This window comes from Streptomyces sp. NPDC003943 (assembly GCF_053605265.1).
In genome coordinates, this window is record NZ_JBSGIW010000158.1 from 1 (window position 1) to 9318 (window position 9318).

General features: G+C 71.0%; 7 protein-coding genes. 4 read left to right on the plus strand and 3 right to left on the minus strand.

The annotated features are described in order from the left end of the window. The coding region (locus tag ACWEV0_RS35015; RefSeq protein WP_453153852.1) for an acyl-CoA dehydrogenase family protein at nt 1–681 on the plus strand (681 nt) is incomplete at its 5' end. 123 nt (nt 682–804) lie between these two features. Continuing rightward, complete coding sequence (locus ACWEV0_RS35020) at nt 805–2340, plus strand: hypothetical protein (protein WP_453153853.1); 1536 nt, start codon at nt 805–807, stop codon at nt 2338–2340. Nucleotides 2341–2430: 90 nt separating this feature from the next. Here the strand turns inward: ACWEV0_RS35020 and ACWEV0_RS35025 are convergent, their stop codons facing one another. Next, entirely contained in the window at nt 2431–4332 is a 1902-nt protein-coding gene (locus tag ACWEV0_RS35025) for an Ig-like domain-containing protein (protein WP_453153854.1), read from the minus strand. A 210-nt stretch (nt 4333–4542) separates the two neighbouring features. Further along, entirely contained in the window at nt 4543–5841 is a 1299-nt protein-coding gene (locus ACWEV0_RS35030; protein WP_453153855.1) for an LCP family protein, read from the minus strand. A 130-nt stretch (nt 5842–5971) separates the two neighbouring features. On the opposite strand from ACWEV0_RS35030, the gene ACWEV0_RS35035 reads away from it, so the two are divergent. Further along, nucleotides 5972–6505: an acyl-CoA thioesterase gene (locus ACWEV0_RS35035; RefSeq protein ID WP_453153856.1), complete on the plus strand. Its 534-nt coding sequence runs from the start codon at nt 5972–5974 to the stop codon at nt 6503–6505. A 114-nt stretch (nt 6506–6619) separates the two neighbouring features. Here ACWEV0_RS35035 and ACWEV0_RS35040 read toward each other — a convergent pair whose 3' ends face one another. Then, nucleotides 6620–8167 carry an LCP family protein gene (locus ACWEV0_RS35040; protein ID WP_453153857.1) on the minus strand — a complete coding sequence of 516 codons (1548 nt, stop codon included), beginning with the start codon at nt 8165–8167 and terminating at the stop codon, nt 6620–6622. Nucleotides 8168–8285: 118 nt separating this feature from the next. Here ACWEV0_RS35040 and ACWEV0_RS35045 point away from each other — a divergent pair, with 118 nt between their 5' ends. Next, nucleotides 8286–9254 (plus strand): glycosyltransferase family 2 protein, encoded by a 969-nt coding sequence (locus tag ACWEV0_RS35045; RefSeq protein WP_453153858.1) that lies wholly within the window; start codon nt 8286–8288, stop codon nt 9252–9254. Nucleotides 9255–9318: the final 64 nt, after the last annotated feature.

Here is a 9318-nt window from a genome sequence, read left to right on the forward strand (position 1 = left end):
AAGCGGTGGATCACCAACGCCGGCGTGTCCGAGTACTACACCGTGATGGCCGTCACCGACCCCGACAAGCGCTCCAAGGGCATCTCCGCCTTCGTCGTGGAGAAGTCCGACGAGGGCGTGTCCTTCGGCGCGCCGGAGAAGAAGCTCGGCATCAAGGGCTCCCCGACCCGCGAGGTCTACCTCGACAACGTCCGCATCCCCGCCGACCGCATGATCGGCGAGGAGGGCACCGGCTTCGCCACCGCCATGAAGACCCTCGACCACACCCGCATCACCATCGCCGCCCAGGCCCTCGGCGTCGCCCAGGGCGCCCTCGACTACGCCAAGGGCTACGTCCGCGAGCGCAAGCAGTTCGGCAAGCCCATCGCCGACTTCCAGGGCGTGCAGTTCATGCTCGCCGACATGGCCATGAAGCTCGAAGCCGCCCGCCAGCTCACCTACGCCGCCGCCGCCAAGAGCGAGCGCGTCGACAGCGACCTGACGTTCTTCGGCGCCGCCGCCAAGTGCTACGCCTCCGACATCGCCATGGAAGTCACCACCGACGCCGTCCAGCTCCTCGGCGGCTACGGCTACACCCGCGACTACCCCGTCGAGCGCATGATGCGCGACGCCAAGATCACCCAGATCTACGAAGGCACCAACCAGGTCCAGCGCATCGTCATGGCCCGCAACCTCCCGTAGCGGCAGCCCGCAGCGTCAAGAGCTCCACCCCGCCGGCGGTACCGTGTGTCACGGGCCGCCGGCCCCTTGCTTTTCCGGGGCGGCCGGGCCCGCGTACCGCTCGACCCCAGTGAGGTCCCACGCATGACCGGTGAGTCCGCCCGGCTCCTCCCCGCGTCCGACACCCGGTTCCGCGGCGGCGTGCCGATCCTCGCGCTGCGCGGCGCGACCGTGCTCCTCGCCGTCGGCGCCGTCCTGATGATCGTCCGGCTGCCCTGGATCGGCGACCTGGGCGTGCACGCCGCCACCATAGAGCGGCTGCGGCACGACCTGCTCCACCCCGGCGACCCGATGGTCGACTCGCCCACCGACAGCCCGTACTACTCGCCGTGGACGGTCACCCTCGCCCTGTTCGCGAAGGCCACCGGACTCGGCACCTTCGACGTGCTGCGCTGCGCCGGCGTCGTCGGACTGCTCCTCCTCGCCACCGGCGTACGGCAGTTCGTCCGCACCCTCACCCGCCACCCGGCCGCGCCGCTGCTCGCCGCGCTGTGCCTGCTGCTCCTGTGGGGCGTGCGACCTCTCATCTGGAGCGGCTTCCTCGGCCTGACGTCGCTCTCGGCGAACCTCTCCTACCCGAGCACCTTCGCCACCGGCCTCGGCTTCCACTTCCTCGCGCTGCTCACGTACGCCCTGCGCCGCCCCGGCACCTCCGTCGCCGCGTACGCCGGACTGGGCGTGCTGTGGGCCGTCCTGATGCTCAGTCACCAGTTCACGGGCGTGGTCTTCACCTTCGGTGTGGCCGGCGTCCTCGTCGCGGCGCGCGTCCCGGCCCGCCGGGCCCTCGTTCTCGGCCTGGGCGCCGCGCTCGTCACCGGGCTCGCGCTGCTCGCCGTATGGCCGTACTACTCGTTCTTCTCGCTGCTCGGCACCGGCGGCCTGGAGAAGATCCACCGGCCCCTCTACCGGCACCTGCCGTCGCTCTTCACCCTCGTCCTGCCGCTCGGCGCGCTCGCGCTCGCCCTGCGGTGGCGCCGGGACCGCCGCGACCCGCTGGTGGTGTGGTGTGCGCTCGGCCTGGCGACGGTCGTCGCGGGCGGACTGCTCGGCAAGTGGTCGCTCGGCCGCACCGAGCCCGCCGCGCTGATGCCGGCGCAGATCGCCGTCGCGCTGTGCGTCCTGGAGGAGAGCGGCCGGCGCTGGTTCCGTACGGGCTTCGGCGCCGTCCTCGGCGCGGCCCTGGCGGCCGGCGTCTGGGCCCAGCGCGACGCCGTGACCTTCGTCGTGCCCGCCGCCGCGCTGCCCGCCGCCGTCACCGACGACGCCTGGCCGGTCTGGCGTCCGGTGGGCTGGGCGATGCGGGACGCGGCGTACGGCGACGTCTTCCTGACCGGCGACCGGCGGGCCGCCGTCACCCTCCCCGCCTACGGCGGCTACACGGTCGCGCCCGGCTACCCGGACTTCTTCCTGCCGGACGAGAAGCGCCGCGTCGCCGACGCCGAGCGCTACTTCGCGCCCGGCACCCCGCGCGCCGAACGTCTCGCCGTGCTGCGCCGCTACCACGTGCGCTGGGTGCTCCAGCGGCCCTCGCGCGGCGGGCTGCCGGCCGGGGACCCGGCGCTGCGGGAGGCGGAGCGGGGCCCGGACGGCCGGGTGCTCTACGAGGTGGTGAGCCCGTAGGCACCAGCGGCCGGACATGGGACGGCGCCCTCGCACCGTTGCGAGGGCGCCGTCGTCATGTGTCGTGTGACCAGTGAGAACCGGCGGGGACTAGTTGTCCGTCACCTGGATGGTGGCGTTCTCGTCGCCGCAACCGCCGGTCTTGCCCTCGTGGGTGGCGTCGCCCGAGTACGTGACCTGCCACAGGTACGGCATGGCGTTGTCGTTGGAGGAGTCCACCCAGAAGCTGGTGTTGTTGGTCGACGCCTTGCCGGCGCCGTCCAGGGCCACCGACTGCTGGAACTTGATCGGACCCTGACACTGGGTGTCACCGGGGCCGTACAGCTTGAACGTGACGGTTCCGGTCGGCGTGCCGCCGGACGAGGCGCTGACCGTGGCGCTGTCCTGCGGGTACATGTACGGCGCCGTGTGGAGCTCCGAGGCGGCCTTGACGACCTCCAGCGGCTCGGACGCGCAGTCGCTCGTCGCGGACTCGTTGTTGGCGTCGCCGGAGTAGCGGGCCTGCCACCAGAAGGTGCCGATCGTGGGGAACGTCAGCGTGTTCGAGTCGGGGACCACTCCGTTGGTGACCGCCACCGTGCCGGCGGAACGGGCGCCCTGCGTGCAGGCCATGTCGGAGTACACGGTGTAGGTGACCGTGCCGCCCGCGGCGGGAGTGTGGTTGGTGAGCGTCGCCGAGTCGTGCACCTGGCCGCCGATCACGACCTGGTCGGCGGAGAGGTCCGTGGTGATCGCAGGCTGGATCTTGTTGATCCGGGTCGACTCGTTGGCGTCACCGCAGGAGGTGGTGGAGCCGGTGTTGTTCGCGTCACCGCTGTAGGAGGCGATCCAGTAGTACGTGCCGACGGCGGTGGGCGTGAACGCCGGGTCCGTGGTGTAGTCGCCGTTACCGTTCACGGTCTCCGTGTCGGTGAAGGCCGGCGTGCCGCTGCACTGGGCGTTGTTGAACGCGGTGAAGGTGATCGTGCCGGTCGGGTTGACCCCGCCGCCGAGGTGGGCGGTGTCGGTGATCTGGCTGCCGATCGTCGCACTCGTCGTCGCGGTGGTCGTCAGCGACGTGCAGTTGGTGATGTTGACCCGCTCGGGGGCGATGAAGTCCTTCAGCTCGGCGGTGAACGAGTCCGAGGAGCGGCTCTTCACATAGGCCGAGCCGAACGTCCGGCAGGACGTCCCGGGCGGGAAGATCGCGTTGAAGGAGATCGCCGCCTCACCGAAGGTGAACGGGTCAAGCGAGCCGAGACCGGTGGGAACGGCGCCGCCGGCCTCGTTGGAGGGGATCGTGGAGGTGTTGACCGAGCCCAGCGCGTTCGGGTTCGCGCCGCCGCTGATGACGGTCGGGGAGCCCCACGACGAGCCGCCCCAGTTGCGGATCGAGATGGTGGGAACCGTACCGCCCTTGGACAGGTCGTAGGTGATCAGCTTGTCGCCCGAGGTGCGGACCGGGGTGGCGGTCTCGGTGGACCCGTTGTTCGCGCAGTTCGTCGGCGAGGCCATCGGGTCGCAGAACTTCTGGTTGAGCTCGAAGTCCATGTTCGTGGTGCCCTGCGGGCTGTTCACGCGCTGCCAGAACAGTTCCAGGAACTTCGGCGTCGTGTTCGTCTCCGTGTAGACGCCGAAGGTCAGCAGGTCACTCTTGTTGGGCGGGATGGAGCCGGTCACGATCGTCGGGTTCGCGTCGTTCTCCGACGTGCCCTGGCCGAACGAGTCGTCGCTGGATCCGCTCGGCTTGTCGCGCTTCGGCGTGATGCGCAGAGGGGTGCCGGTGCCGCCGGTCAGCCAGTCGATGCAGGTGGCCGCCGAGCCGTCCACCTTCAGGTTGGCGTTGGTGTCGATCTCGAAGTGGCTGCCGTCCAGCACATGGTCTGTCGAACACAGCGGCTGCGCCGCCGCCATCGCCTGAGCCAGCGACGCCGGCACACTGAACGCGCCGGCGAGGGATACGGCCAAGAGCGCCGCCCCCAGGGGGCGCCTCAGCAGTACGGGTCTGGTCACTACGAACGCTCCTCAATGCTGCGAGGTGGGTATGCGCCCACGCCCAGATGAGGGGGTGGCACGCGAACCAGGAACGTAGCGGTGCATTCTCGGACATGGCGGAAAAAGTGTGCGACTCGCCGTCGCCGCCCCTTCCGGACGCGGCAGAAGAGTGGCGACGGCGTCCGAAAGGGGTAGCCGGGGCAGCCCGTACGGCGCGACGGCTGTGGGTCAGCGGTTCGAGGTGACCGTGACCGGCTCGTCGTTCCGGATCTGCTCGACGAGCTGCTTCACCTTCGGCTGGTCCCAGCGCAGCGAGTTCTGCGGGGCGGTGCCGTTGATCGGCATGTTCATCGACTTGCCCTCGCCGCTGCTGATGCCCTTCATCGCGAAGAACATCTGCGCCAGGTCGTACAGCGACATGTCCTTGTCCACGATCAGCGTGTCCAGGCCCGCGCCCAGCGTCGGGTACAGCTTGAACGGGTTGAGGATCGTGCCCGGCGTCGCCGCCTGGCTGGCCAGCGCCGACAGGAACTTCTGCTGGTTCTTGGTGCGCTGGAGGTCCGACTCGGCGAACGCGTAGCGGGTGCGGACGAAGGCCAGCGCCTGCTCGCCGTTGAGGGTCTGGGTGCCGGCCTGGAAGTCGGCGCCGGACTTCTTGTCCTTGAAGCCCTTCTCGATGTTCAGCTCCACACCGCCGAGCGCGTCCACGATGTTCGCGAAGCCGGCGAAGCCGATCTCCGCGTAGTGGTCGATGCGCAGGCCGGTGTTGAACTCGACGGTGCGGACCAGCAGCTCCGGGCCGTCCATCGCATAGGCCGCGTTCAGCTTGGAGCCGCCGCGCTCGGAGTACTTCTTGCCGGACTCCGAGCCGACGAACGACGGGATCGTCACCCAGGAGTCACGCGGCAGCGAGACCATCGTGTTCCCGCTGGAGCAGGCCGCGAGGATGATCATCGAGTCGGTCCGCTTGCCTTCGGCGGAGCCGGTGTGCAGCTTCTTCTTCTGCTCGTCCGTCATGCCCTCACGGCTGTCGGAACCGACGATCAGATACGTGGTGCAGTCGCCCTCCGACGGGCGCTCGATGACCTTCGAGAGGTCGACCTCGTTCCGCATCCGCGAGCTGGCCCAGGCGTACGTGCCGGCGCCCCAGCCGATGACGGCGACGACGAGCACGATCGAGCCGATCTTGAGCCGGCGGCCCCAGTTCGGCGCGGGCCGGCCGGGCGCCGGGCGCGGCGAGTACTGCGGCGGTACGGTGCCTCCGCCGTGACCGCCCCGGCCGGGGCCCTGCGGGGCTCCGTACACCTGGCCGTCGCTGTAACCGGAGTCGTAGCCGGTGCCCTGCGCCTGCGTGAAGCTCGGGTTGTAGCCCTCGTCGTAACCCTGGTCGTACCCCTGGCCCTGGCCGTACTGCTGCTGCCGCTGCTGCCGGTAGGGCTGCTGCGGCTGCTGCGGGGGGACCTGCGGGCGCTGCACGTGGCGCATCCGGCGAGGTCCCTCGGGCTGGGCGTCGGGCCAGTCATTCATGCGGACAGTGTGCCGTCCGGCCCGGCCGGGCCGACAGGGCGGGTGGGGAATCGGGGCGGCGCCGTTGCCAAGCTGATGCAAAACGGACCGCCCCGGGACCGCTGCCCAGGCCGGGCATAAGGTAGAGGGCATGACAGATCAGGGCGACATCCCGGGCAAGCCCACATCGGCCTCGCGCACCACCCTCAGCCACATCATGACCAGCCACGACACCAACCTCCTCGGTACCGTGCACGGCGGCGTGATCATGAAGCTGGTGGACGACGCGGCGGGCGCGGTCGCCGGCCGGCACTCGGGCGGCCCGGCCGTCACCGCCTCCATGGACGAGATGGCCTTCCTCGAGCCGGTCCGGGTCGGTGACCTGCTGCACGTGAAGGCCCAGGTCAACTGGACCGGCCGGTCCTCGATGGAGGTCGGCGTCCGGGTCATGGCCGAGCGCTGGAACGAGTCCACGCCCGCGACCCAGGTCGGCTCCGCCTACCTCGTCTTCGCCGCCGTCGACGCCGACGGCAAGCCCCGCCCGGTCCCCCCGGTCATCCCGGAGACGGAACGCGACAAGCGCCGCTACCAGGAAGCCCAGATCCGCCGCACCCACCGCCTGGCCCGCCGCCGCGCGATCAGGGAACTGCGCGAGCAGCGCAAGGCCGAGGGCTACGAGGACTAGGCGTCGCCTTTTCGTTTTTGTGGGCATACGTTCCGGCGGGGCGGAACGGGTGGGCACAACGGAACGGCGCCCTTGGCGGCGACTCCGCCCCTTGTGCTCGGGCCTCCGTCCCGGCTACGGGCACACCACCTGGTCGCCCCGCACCGCCTCGAACTGCCCCGTCTCCGCGTCCCGCGCCCGCACCGGCGTCACGCCCTTGAAGTCCGCGCCCACCGTCACCTTCAGCGTGCCGCCCTGCCCCGCCACCGGCCGCAGCTCGGCGCCCGGCAGGGCCGCCGCCAGGGACTTCGCCGAGCGGTCCCAGCCGGGGTCGTACTCGATGACCGTCCGGGCCTGCTCCCGGCCGCCCGCGCCGGTCCGCGGCGCCCGGGTCGTGTCGAAGCCCGTGCCGCGCAGCGCCGTGTCGACGCGCCCGCCGAGCCCGTCCGTACGCGTCCCGTTGTAGACCTGGACGCGGACCGTCTTCGGCGCGACGTCGACGTCGGCCGGCCGCGGCCCCTTCGGCGCGGCGGGCCGGGCCGGGGCGAGGGGCCGGTCGTCGCGCAGCGACTGGAAGAGCTTCTGCGCCTTCGCCGCGTCCCACTTCACGGTCGAGCCGATGCCCTTCACCGGGAAGCTCATCTCGCCGATCGGCACCGACACGAACTCCGACGACGCCGGCGAGAACCCGTGCATCGCCTTCGCGAGCGTCAGCATCTGCTCCGTACCGAAGCCCTGGTCGGCCCGCACCGAGCTCAGCATGCTCGTCGCGACCTCCCGGAACCGCACCGGGTTGAGCAGCACCCCGCCGCTCGTGACCCGGTCGATCAGCGCCGCCAGGAACTTCTGCTGGCGCTGCATGCGCCCGATGTCGGCGGCGCCGTCGACATGGCGGGAGCGCACGTACTGCAGCGCCTGTCCGCCGTCCAGCTCGTGCGGCCCGGCGGGCAGGTCGAGGCCGGTGTAGGAGTCCTTGAGCGGCTTGGTGGTGCAGATCTGCACGCCGCCGACCGCGTCGACGGTCCGCATGAAGCTGGTGAAGTCGACCTCCAGATAGTGGTCGATCTTCACCCCGGTCATCGACTCGACCGTCCGCACGGTCAGTCCCGGCCCGCCCTCCGCGTACGCCGCGTTCAGCTTCACCGGGTGCGCCCGGTGGTGCTCCCCGGAGTTGAGGTCGGTGTGCTCGGGCATCTCGGCGTACGAGTCGCGCGGCAGCGAGACGACGCTGGCCCGCTCCCGGTCCTCGGAGATGTGGACGAGCATGATGGTGTCCGTGCAGTGGCAGGGCGCGCCGCCGAGCCGGTACTTCCGCCGCTCCTCCTCGGTGATCTTGTCGCGCCCGTCCGTGCCGACCAGCAGCACGTTCATCCCGTGCCCGGCCTGCGGGCGGTTCTTCATGTCCTTGAACGGGTCGATCCGGGTGATGCCGGTGTCCAGGCTGGTCACCACCGCGTGCCCGATGCCCCCGGCGGCGAGCACGACCACGGAGAGCGTGGTCGCCATCCGCATCCCCCACCGGGTCCGTCTGCGGTGCCGCGGCCGCCGGCGGACCGGCGCGGCGGCCGGTACGGGTCGGGCGACGGGCCGCGGACGTGGCGTGCGGGGCGGGCGGGGCGGTGTGGGCACCGGGGGACACCTCCGCGGGTGGGACAGGGAAGACCGTGAGCACGGTAGGCCCATACGACGATCGCAAGGCCGCGTGACCCGGACGGCGCGCGCCCGTGTCCCCCGTTCGCGGTAACGTGGCGGGCGATTCTGCTATCTCCCGGGGGACGACCCCCGGACCCCCGAGGAACATATGCAGCCGCCTGTCTCTGTGATCATGCCGGTCCTCGATGAGGAGCGGCACCTGCGCAACTCGGTCCGCCACATCCTGGAGCAGGAGTACGACGGCGAGATGGAGGTGGTGATCGCGCTCGGCCCGTCCAAGGACCGCACCGACGAGATCGCCGCCGAGCTCGTACGCGAGGACCCCCGTGTCCACACCGTGCCGAACCCCACCGGCCGCACCCCGGCCGCCCTCAACGCGGCGATCAAGGCATCCCGCCACCCGATCGTGGTCCGCGTCGACGGCCACGGCATGCTGTCGCCCAACTACATCGCGACCGCCGTCCGCCTCCTGGAGGAGACGGGCGCGATGAACGTCGGCGGCATCATGCACGCGGAGGGCGAGAACGCCTGGGAGGAGGCCGTCGCCGCCGCGATGACCTCGAAGATCGGCGTCGGCAACGCGGCCTTCCACACCGGCGGCCAGGCGGGCCCGGCGGAGACCGTCTACCTGGGCGTGTTCCGGCGCGAGGCGCTCGAGCAGCAGGGCGGCTACAACGTCGAGTTCATCCGCGCCCAGGACTGGGAGCTGAACTTCCGCATCCGCGAGGCCGGCGGCCTGATCTGGTTCTCGCCGGAGCTGCGCGTGCAGTACCGGCCGCGGCCGAGCGTCCGCGCGCTCGCCAAGCAGTACAAGGACTACGGCCGCTGGCGTCATGTGGTCGCCCGCTACCACGAGGGCTCCATCAACCTGCGCTACCTGGCGCCGCCGACCGCCGTCTGCGCGATCGCCGCGGGCCTCGTCGTCGGCGCCACGCTCACCCCGCTCGGCTTCGTGATCCCGGCCGGGTACCTCGCCGCGATCGTCGCGGGCTCGATCCCGGCCGGCAAGGGCCTCTCGCTCAAGGCGCGCCTGCAGATCCCGGTGGCGCTGGCGACCATGCACATGTCGTGGGGCTTCGGCTTCCTGACCAGCCAGCTCTCGCCGGAGGCGAAGTAGTACTTGTTGACCGAGCGGTAGTTGCGCAGGAAGTCCGCCTCGCCGAGCACCAGGCCCCGCGGCA